An 18,377-nucleotide genomic window follows, 5' to 3' on the forward strand; every position below is an offset into this window, starting at 1 on the left:
TCAAGCTACGGGTACCCTAGCCTCATGTGGCGGGGCGGCGCAGTAGCCACACGTGCTGCTCTGCCGGAACCAGCCCCTTGAGTCCGTCGGGAATCGCTTTGCTTTCAAGCAGGCGGAGCTGGTAATGCTCCTGGTAGCGGCAATTTACTTCGTCATCGTCTATCGAAAACGGCGGACCCGCCATCAGGGCCTGATCGTAGACAAAGGTCACCAGAAGCTGAGGTGCATGCCGAGTCACGTCCACCAATTGCGATACATAGCGGTGGCGCATCTGTTGCGGTAGTGCGACCAGGGCGGCGCGATCGAAAGTGGCGTCCACTGGTCCCAGTATGTCTGAGCTCAGCTCAAAGATGTCACCACAGAAAATATCCAGGTTCGGGGCGCGATAGTGTTTCAGCTTCCCCAGGTCGGAGACCTCCGGGCTGACTCCGAGCTCTTCAAACAGTTGTTCTACCGCCAGCTGGCTCAACTCGGCGCCCGCCACCTGGAAGCCTCGCCCCAGCAGCCAGCCAATATCAAGGGTTTTGCCGCACAGCGGCAAGAAAAAACGGGAGCCCTTGTGCTGGCCGAGTAGTTCAAGGTTGCGAACCAGGGCTGGGTTGGCCCTGGGTTCGTGAAAGCCGATTTCATTGTCCTGCCAACGCCGGTGCCAGAATTCTGGATCCATATCTGTTCCGTTTCTGTTTATGGCTCTATTGCCCTGCCACGCTGCAGCCCTTGGGGGTTATTCCGTTACGGTAACGCCCTTCCAGAAAGCAACCATTCCCTTGATGTTGTCCGCCTTCTCCTTGGGAGCTGGATAAAACCAGGCGGCGTCTGCATTGGTCACACCGTCGACTTCGAGTGAATAGTAGTGAGCCTCGCCCTTCCATGAGCAGTGAGTGGAGGTGGTGCTCGGTCTGAAAAACTCTTTTCGCAGTGATTCAGCTGGAAAGTAGTGGTTTCCCTCAACCACCCGGGTGTTATCACTCTCTGCGATCACTTTTCCGTTCCAGATTGCTTTCATGGTTGAGGCTCCTTCCATTCACTACACGCATTATCGGGCCATGCAGGCGCTTATGAGGGTGAGTTAAGCACGGTTACGGGGCCTAACCAATGCTCTTGGGTGAATCGAGTGTTCTCTTGATGGCGTCTGATGCCCGGCGCAGGGCCTCAAGGCGCGATTCACACAGTGTGGCATCGTGAATCATCTGGAATACCGCAACACCCTCCAGAACCTTTGTGGTTTCTTCCACCGGACGTACGACAAACACCTCCTTGCCCGCATCCAGGGCGTCCTTGATGGCGTTCTCTATCGCCAGGGAAACGGTTGTGTCGATTAACGGGACGTCACTGATATCGACCACAAGCGCATGGCAATTCATTAACGCGTTATGTTCGCGAGCGATGGCTTTGGAAACGCCAAAGATCATCGGGCCACTGAGATAAAGTAACAGTAGTTTGCCCTGGCCTTTGTCCAGCAGTGCTCTCTCTTCCTTGGAGAGGGCAATGTTATCGTCTGCATCGGTGATGGTTTTAACGTTTCTTGTCTGGACCCGGCTGAGTCTTTCAATGGTCAGGATGTTTGCAATGAAGACCCCCAAACCAACGGCAACAATCAAGTCAAAAAATACAGTGAAAAACATGACTGCATACATGATGACAGTCGCACTGACAGAAACCCGGTGTGCACGTTTTACAAAGCTCCAGTCCAGGATGTTGACGCCCACCATCACTGCAATCCCGGCCAGAACGGCCAGCGGAATGCTTTCTGTCAACCTTGCAGCACCCAGGATGATGATCATAAGGATCACGGCACGGACAACGCCTGAGAGCGCTGTTCTGGCACCTGTTTGAATATTGACGACGGTGCCCATGGTGGCGCCGGCACCCGGTAGGCCCCCAAACAGGCCAGACATCAAGTTGCCGATACCCTGGCCGACCATTTCCTTGTCGGATTTATGCTCTTCGCGGGTCAAGCTGTCTGCAATCACGGCAGTGAGCAAGGCATCGATGCAGCCCAGTGTGCCGAGAACCAGTGCATCAAGAATCATTGCATTCCACTGGTCCCAGCTAAAAGTTGGTACCACCAGGGAGGGGAGGCCAAGCTCAATTTCTCCGATGCGTCGTACCTCAAAGAACCCGAACACTGTGAGAGACAGGAGAGTGCCGACAACGAGCGCGATGAGTTGCGCCGGTATGTAGCGCGTCCAATGCTTCGGTGCAAAGAACAAAATTGCGAGTGTCGCCGCTCCGAGTAATAACTCCACCGGCCGAATATTGGCCAATAATTGGGGGATCGCTGCGAGTGTCCCGGTGACGCCGCCTGGGGGGCTGGGCTGGCCCAACAACGGCGCGAGTTGAAGAATGATCAGGATGATGCCAATCCCCGACATAAACCCTGAGATCACGCTGTAAGGCATCAGCGTGATGTATTTACCCAGCTTCAATGCCCCCAGGGCAATCTGGAATACCCCCGCCATCATGACGACCGTGAACGCCATGGCCCGGCCATTTTCGGGGTTGTCGGCAATGAGTGTCGTCAAAACGGCCGTCATGACCACTGTCATGGGGCCTGTAGGCTCAGAAATCAGGGTCGACGTGCCGCCAAACAGTGCGGCGAACAACCCAACCATCACCGCGCCATAAAGACCGGCTTCTGCACCTGCACCGGAGGCGACACCAAAGGCCAGTGCCATTGGCAGTGAGACTACCGCAGCCGTCAAACCGCCGTAGATATCACCTTTCAGGTTGTTTAAACGGATGTTATTGAAAATCTGCATGGACGATTGATTATGTTGGGTTGGAGCGATTTTATAGCACGGTTGACTGGCCGCCTTACCGACCTCCGGCATTCACTTTTTTGCGCTTAAACAATATCACGCAATACCAGTTTCCCGGCGATACCCAGCTCAAAGTTCCGATCATGGCGGTGACTGCCGGGAATGGACACTCAACAAGCAGCAGGCTCCGTAAACGTCGCTCCCCCGGGGCAAGCTGTGGCTTCAGCCACGGAGGCCGCCAGGGCAGCGAGGGCGAGTGAGATCTCGATCAGCCAGAATAGTGGCGTCATTGAATCAGTAAGCCGGTGGGAAAGGAGTGATTGTATCAGGGGAGCAGGGTTGTTTGTCTCTGTGCACAGCAATATTCGGGTCGATGGGAATTCAAGCGGGAAATCCAACTGAGGCGCACAGGAAGAGCACCCGCGGAGTTTTGGGGGGAGGCTGGCAGAGACCGGTGACCCGGCCCCTGCCGATAGCGGGCTTTATGCTGTGCGTTTTGGCAAGACACCCCGCAGCTGCTCGGCCATGCCCAGCAGCAGTTTCTCGGTGGTCTCCCAGTCGATGCACTTGTCGGTGACGGATACGCCGTATTCCATCTGGCTGTGGTCATCCAGGATCTTCTGGTTGCCGGCTTTCAGGTTGCTTTCGACCATGATGCCGATGATGGACTGGTTGCCGTCGAGGATCTGGTGAGTGACGTTGTCCACCACCAGAGGCTGCAACTCGTGGTTCTTGTTGGAGTTGGCGTGGCTGCAGTCGATCATGATGTTCGGCTCCAGCCCGGCCTTGCGCAGCTCCTGCTCACACATGGCAACGCTGACCGAATCGTAGTTGGGTTTCTCGTTACCACCCCTGAGCACCACGTGGCCATAGGAATTGCCCGCGGTATGGATGATCGCCACCTGGCCTTCTTTGTTGATACCGAGGAAGCGATGCGGGTTGGCAGTGGACTGCAGGGCATTGATAGCGACATCCAGGCTGCCGTCGGTGCCGTTCTTGAATCCCACGGCCGAGGAGAGGCCGCTGGCCATTTCCCGGTGGGTCTGGGACTCTGTGGTGCGGGCACCAATGGCGGACCAGGAAATCAGGTCCTGCAGGTACTGTGGTGAAATCGGGTCCAGGGCTTCGGTAGCCGTGGGCAGCCCCAGCTCGGCGATGTCCAGCAGCAGTTTGCGGCCAATGTGCAGTCCGTCCTGGATCTTGAAAGAGTCGTTCATGAACGGATCGTTGATCAGTCCCTTCCAGCCCACGGTGGTACGCGGTTTCTCAAAATAGACGCGCATGACGATCAGCAGGGTTTCAGACACCTGGTCTGCGACCTTTTTGAGGCGCCGGGCATAATCCATGGCCGCGTCCACATCGTGGACGGAACAGGGGCCAATCACCACCATCAGGCGGTGGTCTTTGCGGTCCAGCACTTCGCGCACGGCTGTCCGGCCGGCGGCGACGGTGGCCTCAGCGGCCTCGGTCACTGGGAGCTCGGCCTTGAGTTGCTCTGGACTGATGAGTACTTCCTGGGAGACGACGTTCAGGTCGTCGAACTGCTGCTTGGTCATTTTCCTGTCTTTCTGTTGTGCCTCAATGACGGTAAGTCAATGAATTGGAAAGGGTATCGTACTGGCCACGCCAGTCCGCGGCGAGGGTTTCATTTGAAACCATATGGCGCTTGCGGGGAGGGTCGGGCGGCGGCAAGCAAGCCCCAAACATCCCGGCAAATTTAGGAGCGGCATTGCCGCCAGGCAGCCGCCGGTCAAAACCGCAGCGAACTGGCTGATACCAGTTTTATATAGTTCAGAGTTCCGCAAGTTTCTGCAACAGCGGGAAGTAAAGGGCGCATCGAATCGTTCTTTCCCCGCGCTCAAAGAACAAGCGCCGGTAGTTTTCAAGCTGCTGTCGATAGCGTTCCACCTGCTCGGCTATGAATTCCTCGTGGCTCTGGCCGTCACCGGGCTCCGCGGTTTTGTAGTCGACAATCCAGCGCGCACCGTGGTCATCGATAAACGTGCGGTCGATGATGGAGCGGCGCAGTTGCCGGCCACCACTGTGGAGCTCCAGTTCGCAGGCGGACTCGCTGTGACTGTGGTCGAGCAGCCAGCGCCCCTGCTCGCAGCGGAGGGCATTGCCCACCGCCTGCTGCACTTTCTGCACGGCGGATTCAAGGGAGGTGCCAGATAACCCCAGTTGGCGCAGGCGGGCGTTCCAGAGGGGAAGCTGGTCAGACACTTTGTTTTCATCCCAGAGGCCGATGCCGGTTTCGGTGATTGTCGCCAGAGTCTCGTGCGCCACTGTGCCTGCATGGCGCAGCCAGCGCTGGGTCACCTTGCCCATTTCCGGCAGGTTCGGCTCGTCCGAGGGTTCAGGTTGGTAGTCGGGCATCCGATAGGGCGCCAGCCACTGGACTTCCGGTAGAGCCTGCGGCTCCCATCGAGTGGGCAGGTGCAGGAAGTAATCCCTGTCCCGCGTGCTGTCGGTCTGCGCTTCTTCGAGTTTTTTCTCGCCGAGCTCCAGCCAGTGGCACCAGTCTCGTTCCTCACCGATGGTGTTCCAGATGCCGGCAAGCAGCGAGGCGCTGCCGGGGGCTTTCAGGCCGGGTTTCTTTTCCTCCCGCTCGAGGCAGCCGAGCAGGTGCAGCGAGTGAATGGCCCGTGTACAGCCCACATAGAGGAGGCGTGTGCCCTCGAGGCGCTCGCGCTCGTTGTTGTCGAATTTGAGGAAATCGAAGAGCGGGTCGCGATCGCCGCGGGCGCTCTTGGGCGCCAGCAGAAAGCGGTTCTCGCCGCGGCTGTTGAGCCAATCTGCCCAGCGCAGGAGCTGGTCGCCACCGGGTTTGCCGCCCTGGTCGAGACCTGGGATCAGCACATGCTCAAACTCCAGCCCCTTGGACTTGTGAATCGTCATGACCTGTACGCGCGCATCTTCGCCAGGGCGGGCAAACAGCTGGTCGAGGGCGAGCTGGAAGGCTTTCCAGTCAGCGATTTGGCCGCCGTGGTCGTAGCGCTCGAGAAGGCGGAAATAGTCCGCGACGCTGTCCAGCTCATCCGTCGCCACACAGGCAGGGCCGCCGAGGGTGAGCCAGAGGCCTTCCACCCACGCCCGCAGTGGCTTGCGGCCACGTTCCTGCCAGGCAAGCGATAGCAGTGGCGCGGTTCTGGCGAGGCGCTGGCGACCGCCCTTGCTCAGCCCTTCAACCTGTTCCGGGTTCGCCAGGACCTGGAGTAGCGGGCGGACGGCGCTGTCACTGGCATGTAGATCGCCATTACCCCAGTTTGCCAGGCAGTGCAGGTCAGACCAGGAAAGGCCACACCAGGGCGCCCGCAACACCGCCAACCAGCTGAGTCGGTCGCTGGGATCGAGCAGGGCACGGGTCAGGCTGAGCAAGTCGATGATGGCCATTTTGCTGGCCAGTGGCGCCAGCTCCGGAGCCTGGTAGGCGAGGCCCGCGGCGTCCAGGGCTGGCAGAATCTGCTCGAGGTGCCGTTTCTTGCGCACCAGGATGGCAATGCGGGCGTCGGGATCCTCGGCGCTGAGCTCCCGCACCAGGTGGGTTACCTGCCCGGCCTCCAGGCGGCGCTCCGCATCGTCGATACAGCCGTAGAATTGCACGGCGGGATGTGCCCCGGGTTTGCCCTCACGAAATGCCACGGATTCTAGATAGCGAACCGCTCCGCGACCGATATTGTCCTTTGCCGGGAAGGCCTGCTGGAACGTGTGATTGACCCATTCCACCACGGCCCGATCCGAGCGGAAGTTTACCGTCAGGTCGAGAGGGGCCAGCGGTACCTCGCCGATACCACGCGCTCGCGCATCGAGGAAAATGCCCACGTTGGCGTTGCGGAATCCATAGCAGGACTGCATCCCGTCACCGACGATAAACAGGGTGCGGCCATCACCGGGTTGCCAGCCGGCGGTGAGTTTTTCCAACAGCTGCAACTGTAACTGAGAGGTGTCCTGGAACTCGTCGACAAGGATATGTTGCACCTGAAGGTCGAGCTTCAGGGCAAGGTCCGTTGGCGCGTCGCTGGCCCCCAGAGCAACAAGGGCCGCCTGAGCCACCTCGGTATAGTCTGTGGCGCCAAGTTGCTGAAACACCAGTTTCAGCTGCGCTACCAGCTGTGGCAGTACCTCGGCCATGGCCTGCAGCAGCTGCCACTGGCTCTCCTGCAGGGAAGAGGGCAGTTGGCGCACTTCCCGGATAGCCGTCAGCAGGCTGTGGTCGTCAGCCATCGATGCCAGCAGGTCCTTCATCCGCGCCTTGTACTCTTGGGCGCGATCGTAGTCCGGGTCCTTCTTGGCCGGAGAGATGAATCCCAGTCTCTTGTTGAGACCACCGGCCTTGCGCAAATCGCCGCTGGCGGTGACCAGCAACTCGGTCAGAGCCAGCCAGTCAGGGAGGCTGTCGGGACCGGGGTCCGGCAAGCCGGGCAGGTCGGCCCAACGGCAGAGTGGGTGAGCGGGATTTTCCCGCTGCAGGTTGCCACCGGCGTAACTCGCCAGTTCGGCGAGCTCGCCGGCATAGCTGCCCAGGGCCACCTGTAACGCATACAGGTTCTCTGTCACCAGCTCATCGATGACTTCATGGAAGTAAGCCTGTGACTGCTCGTAGCTGACGCCGAGCAACTGGGAGAGCCACTGTTCGCGCTTTTCCAGCAGGGTCTGCAGAAGTTTGTTGAGCTGGCCCAGGTCATTATCCAAATGCAGCAGGAGCCGCGACAGGGCGGAGTGCGGTTGGTCGGTCTCGAGGCCATCCAGCAGTCTCGCCACGGCGAGCTCAAAGGCGATGCTGGCCTGCTCCAGCGGTTCCCCCGGGGCGCCGAGGCCGCTGTCGATGGGAAGTTGGCTGGCCAGGCTGCGACAGAGACCGTCGATGGTCTGAAACCGCAGGCGCTGAGGTGCCTGAAGCAGCTGCCAATTCAACCGCTGATCCTGTTCCAGGAGCGCCTTTGCCAGGTCCCAGGTCACCGCATCGTGCGGGTTGCCAGGGCGCGGTTCGTCCCGTGCCTGCAGCAGCGCGTGCAACAGGCGCTCGCGCATTTCACCCGCAGCTTTGCGGGTAAAGGTGATGGCCAGTACTTCCTCCGGCTGCTGGCAGTGCGCCAGGAGCTTCAGCACCCGCTGGGTCAGCAAGCCGGTCTTGCCGGACCCGGCAGGGGCAGACACGGCGAAACTCTGGCTGATGTCCAGGGCCCTGGCGCGCGCCGCGGCATCCACGGGCTTGGTGGATTGTTCCATGACGACTTCTTCACTCATTTGCGCGACTGCTCCCGTTCCGGCCAGCGATTCAGTGGCCAGAGCTCGCGGTTGTTATCGGCGGGACGATCGAACAGCAGGCTGGCATAGCCGTTGCGATACTCCTCGGCCAGTTGGGAAAGGCTCTGTTGCCAGTGCTCGGAGAGATCCTGCCAGCTAGCGAATGGGCCATCTTTCTGCAGATCCGCTACTGCCTTGATCCCGTCGATAGGTTGCTCGAGATCACCGGAACCCTTCCATTTGCAGTCGCCCCAACGCACCTGGGCAAAAGCGATACCCCGGGCCTCTGGTTGCGTCAGCGCATAGAGAGGCAGCTGCGGCTCCCGCACCCGCTCCTGCAGCCAGTCGCTCACTGTCGTCTGGCCGGTTTTGTAGTCGATCACCAGTAGTGAGCCATCGGCGAGGCGGTCGAGGCGGTCCAGTCGCAGCTGCAGCTGCAGGCCGCCGATCTCCACTTCCTGGGCCCATTCCACTTTTTCTACCGTGAAGGCCGGGCGGGAGAGTTCCAGCGCCAGCCACTGTGCAAGGAGGCGCTCCAGGCGCTGTTGTTCCAGCGACCAGAAACCCCGCGGCAGGTGACTGTGAAAACGTCGTATTGATTCAATGGCCGTCGCGGCCGCGCTGCTGATTTGTTCGGAGCGCTGCTCATCTGTCTGTGCGGATAAAGCGGCCGAGTCGGCACAGTGTTGCCAGAACATCGCCAGGGCTTCGTGCACCAGCTTGCCGCGCTCGGCGGGATTCAGGCCGAGGGTCGGCTCGTTGTAGCGGGTGGCGCCGAGGCGGTAATGCAACTGGGCATTGAGGGGGCTGAGGGCCTGAGCCTTCAGTGCGCCGGAGCCACCGCGAACGGGGCGCAGCTCTTCCGGTGCCAGCGGTGGGAATTGATGGTCTGGCTGTCGCTCGAGGGCCCCGCACTGGAGCAAACCTGTCCGATGCTCCTGCAGCAGGTCGGTGTCAAAGCTGCCAGCCGGTGCGGACTCTGGAAACAGGCTGCTCAGGGTTTGCTCCACGCCGTCGGCCTCGCGGGCGAAGCTGACCACGACGTTGCCGCTGCCATCCAGCAAGTCGCGGGTGAGCTGTCGGGCGAGCTCCAGTTCGCGTTCTGCGCTGGCTCGCGGCATCTGCCATTCCTTCTGCCACTGCACTGGCAGCAGGGGGTTGGGGGCCGGGGCTGGCGGCCACTGCTGCTGGCCAAACCCCACCAGGCGCAGGTGATCGAAAGACAGGCCGGCCGCTTCCAGTACGCCGAGGATCTGCACCGGTCCGTCCCGGGTTTCGGCCTGGAAAGGTGTGCGGCTGGCTATCCGTCGCAAATGCTGCAGTCCCTGCTTCAGGGTAAGGCTGCCGGTAAAGGGAGTCAGAGCGGCGAAATCTTCCAGGGCCTGTTCCCAGAGGTTAAGCTGCTGGTACTCCTGGCTGTCCGGATTGCGGGGTCCGGGCCAGCCGAGGGTTTCCAGGGTCTGTGAAAACCGTTGCGCCCACACTTCTGCCGGCGCCTTTCGCCAGCGCCGGGCGCGGTCACCAATCAATTCCAGCTGCCGCGGCAATTGCGGTGCCTCGAGGCCAATTCTGGTCGCTACTCTCTCCGCAGTGCTGCGCAGTACATCGCCGCTGACGGAGCGCAGCTCCCGTTTCTCCAGTGTTCGGAACAGGGCACTTCGCAGCCAGAACTCGCCGTCGTTTTCAGCAGTGCCATCCTCGGCGGTGGGCTGCGTATTGCCGCCCCAGAAGGGGCTGAACAGCAGATTGCGCAACTCGGCGTAATTCCACTCGTCCTTTAACAGTTCCAGTAACTGCAGCGCAGCGGCGCCAATTGGTGTCTGTGCCAGCGGCGTGCCGGCGGAAAAGTTGAAGGGCAGGGTGTAGCGTGGTTGATGAGGATTGAGCGCCTGGGGCTCTAGCACACGGGTAAAGACGGCTTCCACTTCTGTGCGGCACTGGCCGAGGTTGTTTACCACCACACCAATACTGGTATGCGGGTTTTCCTCCAGCAGTGAGGAGCACCAGCGGGCAGCCTGGTAAAGCTCACTTTCCAGGTCGGTGCAGGCTGCGACGGCCACCGGGGCCCGCCTGCGCAATGGCTCGTGATCCACCACCTCAGCGCAGGCCTGTTCAAGGATTGCGCGGGAGAGGGGGGGTATCTGTGCGAATCCCGCCAGGTGAATCTCGGTAAGAGGTCGCGCTGCGCCGGAGCGAAAGGCCTCAACAATGAGGCGATCCCTCTGATCGGGCGTGATAGCGCCCTGTGCATTGAGCTCGCGCACAAAAGCCCGGATGAGGTCGAAAAGGGGATAGTCATCCCGGGAAAGGGCGAACTGCTCCAGTGGTGCAGTGATGGCGCTGTCGATGTTTTCCAGGTCCTCGATCAGTCGCCACTGGAACAATTGCGACAGGGCCGCGTCGGCATCACGGCACAATTGCTGGCTGTTGAGCAGCTGCCGCTCCAGGGTCTCGTCGAGGGCTCGCTGCCAGAGCAACTGGCGTTGCTCTGCATTCAGCACCGGTTTCCAGGCGTGTTTCCATCCGGACTGTTGCAGCTGGGCCCAGACCGAGTCAAGCCAGCTGCGCAGGGACTCGACCGGCGGCGGGGCCCAGTTGCCCCGCTCGCCCCGCTGATAGGCGTACACCTGCTGACAGCGGTTGCGGAGGCGGTTGTTGGGCGTGAGCAGCAAACTGTTTTCGGGCAGCCGGGCGAGAATATCGAGGACGGCGAATGCCGGTTGCAGCATGGAATCTCCCCCAGGAGGTTCTGATGGTTATTCTTGATCTTGGTTGGCGAGGGTCACCAACTTCGCGCCATTTTGCAGCGGAAATTCACGGAAAGCCGCGGCAATCTGGCCGTCGTCATCGGTGGCGGTGCACATCAGTTCGCCGCAGGCTGGCGATTCGGGCAGGCCCAGCTGTAATTGTTCAAGCCACCACTGCACCCGGCGAGCGATCGCGGCCCCGGAGTCCAGCCACTCTACCGGACGGGGCGCGAATCGGGCCAGCTCTTCCCGCAGCAAGGGGAAGTGGGTGCAGGCGAGTACGGCGGTGTCGACCAGCTCACCGCCGGGAACGGCGAATATGCGGTCGATCACCGGCGCCAACTGGCTTTGGGTCAGTTTTTCCCCCCGCAGCTTGGCTTCGGCAAGCCGAACCAGCTCCGGTGCCGGGACGTTGATGACATTGGCACCGTTGGCAAATTCAGCAATCAGATCCCGCGTATAGTGCCGGTTGACGGTGCCTTCGGTGGCGATCAGGGCAATGGTGCCGGTGCGACTGGCGGCGGCGGCGGGTTTGACTGCGGGCACGACGCCAACCACCGGCTGTGAGAGGCGCTCCCGCAGGGCGGGCAGGGCGAGGGTGCTGGCGGTATTGCAGCCGACCACGAGTACATCGGCCCCGCAGCGTTGCATCATCCTGGTGGCGCAGTCGACAATGCGCGGGCGCAGGGCCTGTTCGGCTTTTTCGCCGTAGGGGAAGAATCCATTGTCCACGCCAAAGTGCAGGGTAAGGCCGGGCAGCAGCTGACGGATCTCCCGGGCGATACTGATCGCTCCGACACCGGAGTCAAAAATCAGCGCACTTGGGGCCGGATTCCGGCCCTTGTTAGAATGCCCGCTTGTCAAACCTACTACCCGCAGTTGTCCTGTGGGAAGGATACCAAAATCCCGACCGCTTGCGGCCGCCCGAAGTCCCTCGGCGGGATTGTAAAAGAGATTGTTTATGGCCTATTTCCCCCTGCAGATCACCCTCGAAATGGCGCTTGTGGCGGCGTTGCTGCTGATCTGCCTGTTGATTGCAACGGCAGCGTTGGCGCGGAGCAGACTGACCCGCCAGTTGGACGAGTGCCGCGCAGAGCTGGGTGTGAACCTGGCGCGGCTGGAAAGCAGCCGCGAGCGGGAGATGGCGGTCTCTGCCGAGCTGCAGGGAGTGCGGGGCGAGCTCGCGGACAAAGTACAGAAACTGACCCGCAGCGAGGTGCTGGTCGAGAAGAGTGAGGCGGCGCTGGCCGAACAACGCCAGCTGCTCGACCAGACACGCAAGGCCATGGCTGAACAGTTTGAGAACCTGGCCAACCGTATCTTCGAGGAAAAGCAGCAGGCCTTTGCCCGGCGCAGTGAAGACAACCTGCGTAAAACCCTCGATCCGCTGGAACGCCAGCTGGGAGATTTCCGCAAGCGTGTGGAGCACGTCTACGATCGCGAAAATGCCGAGCGCAACAGCCTGCTGGGTCAGATCAAGGCTTTGCGGGAGCAGACCCACCGTATCAGCGAGGAAGCGCTTAATCTTACCTCGGCGCTGAAAGGCGACCGCAAGGTGCAGGGAAACTGGGGCGAAGTGGTTCTCGAGCGTCTGCTGGAGGAGTCGGGGCTTCAGCGCGGCCGCGAGTACGATACCCAGGTGAGCTTCACCAGCGACGGTCGCCGGCGCCAGCCGGATGTGATCGTGCGCCTGCCGGAGAACAAGGACCTGATTCTCGATTCCAAGGTGTCGCTGGTGGACTACGAGCGCTACTGCGCGGCGGAAACCGACGAGGAGCGGGACCAGGCCCTGAAGCAACACGTCAATTCGTTGCGGGCCCATATCACCGGGCTGAACAAGAAGGCCTACGAGCAGCTGGAGGGTGTGCGCACCCTGGACTTTGTGTTCATCTTCGTTCCGATCGAGGCGGCCTACATGCTCGCCATGCAGGCGGACCCGGGGCTGTTCCGCGATGCCTATGACAAGCATATCGTGCTGGTAAGTCCCACCACCCTGATGGCCACCCTGCGCACGGTGGAGAACATCTGGCGTTACGAGAAGCAGAACAAGAACGCGGAGAAAATCGCCGCAGAAGCCGGCAAGCTCCACGACCAGTTCGCCATGGTGCTGGAATCTCTCGATGAACTGGGTAATCGCATGCGCCAGGCCGAAGAGGCCTACGAGCAGACCTACAAGCGCTTGGCCACCGGTCGCGGCAATGCCGTCAAGCGGATCGACAGCCTGCGCAAACTGGGCGCCAAGACGCGCCGACAGCTGGATACCGACCTGCGGGAAAAGGCCAGCGAGAACCACAAGGCCGCGCTCCCGGAACCGGAAACCGCTGTGGAGAGCGAATAAACCCCAATGGAGACGTTCGCGTTTGCGCTCTCCGTCACCGGCCCGATTTTCCTGACACTGTTGATCGGGTACGGGCTCGCCCGCCTGGGGCTCCTCAGTGAATCCTTTGTGGATGATGCATCGCGGCTGGTGTTCCTGATCACACTGCCCGTTCTGTTATTTATCAATATTTTCACCGCGGAGTCCGCACTGGCGGACGAGTGGCCGCTCCTGTTGGCCGCAGCCCTGGGCACCCTGGTTTCCATGCCCCTGGCCTGGCTGTTGGCAAAACCACTGGATTACACCGATCGCAGCGCCTTTATCCAGGGCGCCTTCCGCGGCAATCTGGGCATCATTGGTCTGGCGTGGGCGGCCAAGGCCTATGGCAGTAGTGGTCTGGCGCAGGCCGCCCTGCTGATGGCTGTGGTAACAATGTTGTACAACCTCGCGGCGGTGTCCCTGTTCGCGTTCTACAGTCAGCGACAGCGCTTTAGCTGGCAGAGGCTACTGCGGGATATAGCCCAGAACCCGCTGATCATCGCCATTGTCGTGGCATTGCTGGCCAAGCAGATCGGTCTTGTTCTGCCGCAAATCCTTCTGCAGACCGGCGACTACCTGGCCTCAATCACACTGCCGTTGGCCCTGCTGTGCATTGGCGCCAGCCTCGACTTCAGCTTATTGCGCAGGAGCTCTGTTGCCGCCTTTGCCGCTTCCGGGTTCAAGTTAATGATCGTGCCGGGGATTCTGCTCGCCTTCGGCTGGGTATTGGGGTTGCCCGCGCAATCTATGGGAGTTCTTTTCCTGATGGCCGCCGCGCCCACGGCCACAGTTTCGTTTATCATGGCCCGCGCTATGGGCGGCAACAGCCAGCTGGCCGCGAATATCGTGGCGTTGAGCACGCTGTTGTCCGTTGTCACAGCCAGTATCGGTCTGGCCCTGTTGAAGTTTGTCGTCTAGGTAGGTTCTGTTATGTCCCAATTTCCCGTCTGGTTATTGATTCTGGCTGCGCTGGTGATTTTTATCCTCGCCATCATCGCCGGGTTCTACCTGCGCAAGCTGCAGGTGCAGCAGCGAGAGCAGGCGCGGCAGCTGAGCGAGTTGGAGGAGGCCGCGGAGGCACAGCGTCAACGGGTGAACGACAGTATCCAGATACTCGCCCGCACGCTGCTGGACGAGGGCGTCGGCCTGACTGAGGCCTCAATTCGATTGAGGGTGCTGTTGGATGCGCTGCAGGTTAGCGATACCGTGCGGGAAGAATTCGTGGTGTTTTACACCGTGGCGGACAAGGCCAGCCATATTCCTATTCTCAAAGACTGGAAGGCCCTGTCACGCAAAGAGCAGTTTGCGTTTGAGCAAGAGATGGCAGACCTGGAGAAGGAGTATCAAGATTTTGCCCTGGATGCCGCGCGACGGCTTCTGGGTAGAAATTTTTAATCACCTTCTCCCGTGCTAACTCGCCTCAGTAGCCCGCTGAGGCGCTCTAGCCTTGCCATCCGTTACAGGGTGGATGGTCCCCCTATCATTTATTTCCTGACCAGCAGCAGCCCCGACTCGGTGTGGTCCGTATAGGGGAACTGATCAAACAGCGCGAAGCGCTCAACCCGGTGTGTCTTGCTGAGCTCGGCGAGGTTTTCCAGCTGTGTTTCGGGGTTGCATGAGATGTAAAGGATTCGCGGAAAACGGGCCACCATGGCGCAGGTATCCGGGTCCAGGCCTGCCCGCGGCGGGTCCACCAGCACGGTAGAGAAATTGTAGCTGTCGAGGTCAATGTCCCGCAGTCGGCGGAAGGGCCGGACTTTGTCGATCGCCTGCGTAAATTCCTCACTGGACAGACGCACAATATCGAGATTGTCCACGCCGTTTGCGCGGATATTCTCCTGGGCTGAGTTGACCGAAACCTTGGAAATCTCCGTGGCGAGGACTTTGCGGAAATGCTCTGCCAGCGGGATGGTGAAATTACCGTTGCCGCAGTAAAGTTCCAGCAGGTCGCCCTCCGCATCACCGCAGGCATCCTTGGCCCAGCCGATCATGGCCCGGCATATTTCCCCGTTGGGTTGGGTAAAGCTTCCCTCAACCTGTTTGTACTGATAGGTCCTGCCACCAATCTCCAGCCGCTCGGTAACATAGTCCCGCTCAAGTACGACTTTCTGTTTGCGGGAACGCCCCAGAATTGGAACGCCGAGTGTTTCCTGCAGGGCCCGCGCTTCAGACTCCCACTGTTCGTCGAGCTTTTTGTGGTAGATCAGCGTGATCAGTGCATCACCACTGAGAGTGGTGAGAAATTCCGCGGAGAACAGGCGTTTCTTCAGTACCTCGCTGGCGTTCACCGCTTCCAGTACTTTTGGCATCAGCTGGTTGATCAGCTCGGATCCGACGGTAAACTCGTCGATCACAAATGGCTTCTTGTACTCGCCCTGGCGATACATGGCGTAATTGGCCTGGCCCTGTTCGTGCCACACCTTGAACTCCGCCCGCAGCCGGTAGTGGATGGGCGGGGAAGCGAACACCTCCGGCTCCAGGTCCGTGTAAGGGCGGTAGGCCTGCCGGAGCCGTTCTGCTTTTTGTGCAAGCTGCTCGCGATAGTCGTCGGTATTTACGCGGTGTAGAGCCATAGAAGCGTCCAGTCTCGGTTAGCGGGCGGGCGCGGATTATAGCGGCCCAGGCCGCTTCCGTATAACGCAGGCACGTGCCGACCTCTGGTGGCGGCGCGCTGGAGGTTGGCAATGCCGGTTGGGCAAATCGAAATACTAGTGCGCGGGCAGGGCCTGCACGAATTCACCGATGAGGCGTCGAAGTGGCTGGCTGTCCAGGGGGTGAAAGAGGGGCTGTGCACACTGTTTATCCAGCACACCTCGGCAAGCCTGCTGATTCAGGAGAATGCCGATCCGTCTGCACGGGATGACCTTGAAAGCTGGCTGAACCGCCTGGTGCCGGAGAATGACCCGCTCTATACCCATACACTGGAAGGGCCGGATGATATGCCGGCTCACATCAAGGCGGCGCTGACGGCCACAAGCCTTTCCGTTCCGGTGAAGAACAGCCGTTTATTGCTCGGTACCTGGCAGGGAATCTATCTCTGGGAGCACCGTCACCACGGCGGTAAACGCCGTGTGATCATGCACGTGGCCTGATCGGCGGGGCTTGCCGCCTACAGGCAGTTGGTGGGCTTGGGCAGGCCGGCCAACTTGCTGGCAACCCTGGCCGGGCTGGGCGGGAACAGCTGCATCAGGTAGATGCTGCGCCCCTTGTCGGCCCCCAGTTGCTGGCCCACGTACTTGACCAGCGGGCGCATGGCGGGTGACAGCTCGAACTGGCGGTAAAAGTCCTGCATCAGTTTCAGCACCTCCCAGTGCGCTTCGGTGAGCTCGACGCCCTCCGTCTCGGCCATGTATTCGGCAACCGCGGGGCTCCAGTCATCCAGGTTGCGGAGGTAGCCCTCTTTGTCGAGCGCGATCTCGCGCCCCTCGATGGTCACTGACTTGCTCATGATCAAAACCAACTGACGACCGGCGTATGCTCGACGCAGAGCGCCACCCAGCGGGCGTCATCGATGCGCGCAATGGCATCACTGACCGACACCCCACGCGCGTCGGCGTCCGCACCCAGGCAGTAGGTCCCGGCAGGCATTGCGCCCGCCTGAGCGGAGGCGGAGGCCGCGTAGACGCCATCTTCGATCAGCAGCAGGGCGTCACCCTCTGCCATGGTATTGAGGCAGTCACGCAGCGCACTGGAACGATAGGGGGATCGGTTGACGATATGCAGGGCCATACTCAGAAACTCAACACATGCTGGTAACGCGCGAGCAGGGCGCCGGGGTCGGTTACCAGCTCGACTTCGATACCCGGCACAGCAATGCTTTCGGTGCTGATGCCGCGATCTGCCAGGCTCTGCCTGCAGACGTAAATGCGTTCGACCCCGAACATGGGTAGCGCCTGCAGATTACGGTAGAGGCTTTTCTGGCCGATTTCCTGTGGCGCCTGGTCCGCAGTCAGCTGGAAAACCCCGTCCCCCAGAAACAGTACATCGGGCGCCTGGTCCATGGCCGCCGCCGCCAGTACTGCTTCCAGGCCCTCGCGGGCCAGTGCGCTTCCGTAGGGTGCCTGCCGGCACAGGGCGAGAGTATGCGTGGACATCATTGTCCCCCGAAAGTCACGACGCGGTCCGACTGCGCGGTTGCATCTGCTAGCTGGCCCAGACCGCCCAGTTCGAAGCCATCGGCAAGATTGGCGGCAGGGCGCTCCAGGCGCTCTGCCTCGCTGTGGCTCAACACACCGCGCCGTTGTGCGGCGGCGATACAGACCACCAGGTCAACGTCATTTGCTTGTCGCAGCTCCTGCCAGGGTGTCAGCAGATCCTGCTCGTCCTGTGGCGGGGCCGCGAGGGCACTGCCGTGGTGCACGCCGTCGGCGTAGAAGAACACGCGATACAGTTCGTGCCCCTGATCCACCACGGCACGGGCGAAGCGCAGGGCAGACGCCGCCGCTTCACCGGCATGGGGTGCTGAATACACTACAAGCGAAAATTTCATCGGCGTCCGCAAACTAAAATGCCCCGCTGGGCGGGGCATTGAGCGTCCAGTTAACCGCTGGTGATCAGTCTTCGGAAGCGAAGCCGAAGATGTGCAGCAGGGCGGTGAACAGGTTCAGGATGCTCAGGTACAGGGAGGTGGTGGCCATCAGGTAGTTGGTTTCACCCCCGTTTACGATGCGGCTGGTCTCGAACAGGATAAAGCCGGAGAAGAGCAGGGCGATGGCGCCGCTCAGGGCTACCTGTACGACCGGCATGTAAACACCGAAGAAACCGGCGATCATCATACCGATAGCGCTCACCAGCACAGCAATCAGGCCCACGAACAGGAAGCCGCCCATGAAGCTGAAATCCTTCCGGGTGGTCAGCACGTAGGCGGACAGGGCAAAGAACACCAGTGCAGTGGTGCCAAGGGCCTGCATGACCACCTGGCCGCCGTTGGCCATGCCCAGGTAGTGGTTCAGCAACGGGCCGATGGAGGCACCCAGCAGGCCGGTAAAGGCGAAGACCACACCCACGCCGGCGGCGGAATTGGCGGTGCGCGGCAGCACAAACCAAACCAGCACGATGGCGGCGATGGAGCACATCAGGCCCATGCCGCGGCCCATACCGATGGCCATGGCGATGCCGGCGGTGAATGCACTGAACAGTACGGTCATGGCCAGCATGGCGTAAGTGTTGCGCAGTACTTTCGCCGATTCCGAGCGATCCACTGCACGGGTCTGGGTATAAACTTGCGGCTGCATTGTTAGCGACTCCTGCTATTTAACGATTGAT

The 18,377-nt window shown here is 60.7% G+C and carries 17 protein-coding genes; 4 read left to right on the forward strand and 13 right to left on the reverse strand.

The annotated features are described in order from the left end of the window. Positions 1–22 precede the first annotated feature (22 nt). The 7 genes from tmpT to murI form a co-directional block, all read right to left on the reverse strand. Entirely contained in the window at positions 23–667 is a 645-nt protein-coding gene (gene tmpT, locus AWR36_RS03110; protein ID WP_067080757.1) for a thiopurine S-methyltransferase, read from the reverse strand. Between the two features lie 57 nt (positions 668–724). Further along, a complete protein-coding gene (locus AWR36_RS03115) occupies positions 725–1,006 on the reverse strand; it encodes a DUF427 domain-containing protein (protein ID WP_067080761.1) in 282 nt (93 codons plus the stop codon). 82 nt (positions 1,007–1,088) lie between these two features. Continuing rightward, positions 1,089–2,762 carry a bicarbonate transporter BicA gene (bicA, locus tag AWR36_RS03120; protein ID WP_067080765.1) on the reverse strand — a complete coding sequence of 558 codons (1,674 nt, stop codon included), beginning with the start codon at positions 2,760–2,762 and terminating at the stop codon, positions 1,089–1,091. 482 nt (positions 2,763–3,244) lie between these two features. Next, a complete protein-coding gene (locus tag AWR36_RS03125) occupies positions 3,245–4,318 on the reverse strand; it encodes a 3-deoxy-7-phosphoheptulonate synthase (RefSeq protein ID WP_067080768.1) in 1,074 nt (357 codons plus the stop codon). Positions 4,319–4,553: 235 nt separating this feature from the next. After that, a complete protein-coding gene (locus tag AWR36_RS03130) occupies positions 4,554–8,009 on the reverse strand; it encodes a UvrD-helicase domain-containing protein (protein WP_067080770.1) in 3,456 nt (1,151 codons plus the stop codon). Continuing rightward, entirely contained in the window at positions 8,006–10,738 is a 2,733-nt protein-coding gene (locus AWR36_RS03135) for a PD-(D/E)XK nuclease family protein (protein ID WP_067080773.1), read from the reverse strand. Before AWR36_RS03135 ends, AWR36_RS03130 begins: the two co-directional genes overlap by 4 nt. Positions 10,739–10,765: 27 nt before the next feature. Next, the gene (murI, locus tag AWR36_RS03140; protein ID WP_231745224.1) at positions 10,766–11,620 is read right to left on the reverse strand and encodes a glutamate racemase; all 855 of its coding nucleotides are present in this window, start codon (positions 11,618–11,620) and stop codon (positions 10,766–10,768) included. Positions 11,621–11,717: 97 nt separating this feature from the next. On the opposite strand from murI, the gene rmuC reads away from it, so the two are divergent. The 3 genes from rmuC to AWR36_RS03155 are packed head-to-tail and all read left to right on the forward strand — an operon-like array spanning position 11,718 to position 14,507. Beyond that, positions 11,718–13,094 carry a DNA recombination protein RmuC gene (gene rmuC, locus AWR36_RS03145; protein ID WP_067080779.1) on the forward strand — a complete coding sequence of 459 codons (1,377 nt, stop codon included), beginning with the start codon at positions 11,718–11,720 and terminating at the stop codon, positions 13,092–13,094. Positions 13,095–13,100: 6 nt separating this feature from the next. Beyond that, a complete protein-coding gene (locus AWR36_RS03150; protein ID WP_067080782.1) occupies positions 13,101–14,030 on the forward strand; it encodes an AEC family transporter in 930 nt (309 codons plus the stop codon). Positions 14,031–14,042: 12 nt separating this feature from the next. Next, complete coding sequence (locus AWR36_RS03155; RefSeq protein ID WP_067080786.1) at positions 14,043–14,507, forward strand: DUF2489 domain-containing protein; 465 nt, start codon at positions 14,043–14,045, stop codon at positions 14,505–14,507. 89 nt (positions 14,508–14,596) lie between these two features. On the opposite strand, the gene trmA is transcribed toward AWR36_RS03155, so the two are convergent. Beyond that, complete coding sequence (trmA, locus tag AWR36_RS03160) at positions 14,597–15,685, reverse strand: tRNA (uridine(54)-C5)-methyltransferase TrmA (RefSeq protein WP_067080789.1); 1,089 nt, start codon at positions 15,683–15,685, stop codon at positions 14,597–14,599. 111 nt (positions 15,686–15,796) lie between these two features. On the opposite strand from trmA, the gene AWR36_RS03165 reads away from it, so the two are divergent. Next, positions 15,797–16,204, forward strand: coding sequence for a secondary thiamine-phosphate synthase enzyme YjbQ (locus AWR36_RS03165; protein WP_067080793.1), 408 nt, complete (start codon positions 15,797–15,799; stop codon positions 16,202–16,204). Between the two features lie 17 nt (positions 16,205–16,221). Here AWR36_RS03165 and AWR36_RS03170 read toward each other — a convergent pair whose 3' ends face one another. The 5 genes from AWR36_RS03170 to AWR36_RS03190 form a co-directional block, all read right to left on the reverse strand. Continuing rightward, positions 16,222–16,560 (reverse strand): TusE/DsrC/DsvC family sulfur relay protein, encoded by a 339-nt coding sequence (locus AWR36_RS03170; protein WP_067080797.1) that lies wholly within the window; start codon positions 16,558–16,560, stop codon positions 16,222–16,224. 2 nt (positions 16,561–16,562) lie between these two features. Beyond that, positions 16,563–16,841, reverse strand: a complete 279-nt coding sequence (tusB, locus tag AWR36_RS03175) for a sulfurtransferase complex subunit TusB (RefSeq protein WP_067080801.1) — start codon at positions 16,839–16,841, stop codon at positions 16,563–16,565. Between the two features lie 2 nt (positions 16,842–16,843). Then, complete coding sequence (tusC, locus tag AWR36_RS03180) at positions 16,844–17,206, reverse strand: sulfurtransferase complex subunit TusC (protein WP_067080805.1); 363 nt, start codon at positions 17,204–17,206, stop codon at positions 16,844–16,846. After that, positions 17,206–17,601, reverse strand: coding sequence for a sulfurtransferase complex subunit TusD (gene tusD / locus AWR36_RS03185; protein WP_067080809.1), 396 nt, complete (start codon positions 17,599–17,601; stop codon positions 17,206–17,208). The genes tusC and tusD overlap by 1 nt, the downstream gene beginning before the upstream one ends. Positions 17,602–17,665: 64 nt before the next feature. Beyond that, the gene (locus AWR36_RS03190) at positions 17,666–18,346 is read right to left on the reverse strand and encodes a Bax inhibitor-1/YccA family protein (RefSeq protein WP_067080812.1); all 681 of its coding nucleotides are present in this window, start codon (positions 18,344–18,346) and stop codon (positions 17,666–17,668) included. Positions 18,347–18,377 lie beyond the last annotated feature (31 nt).

This window comes from Microbulbifer flavimaris, from assembly GCF_001641755.2.
In the GTDB taxonomy this organism is placed as follows: Bacteria; Pseudomonadota; Gammaproteobacteria; order Pseudomonadales; family Cellvibrionaceae; genus Microbulbifer; species Microbulbifer flavimaris.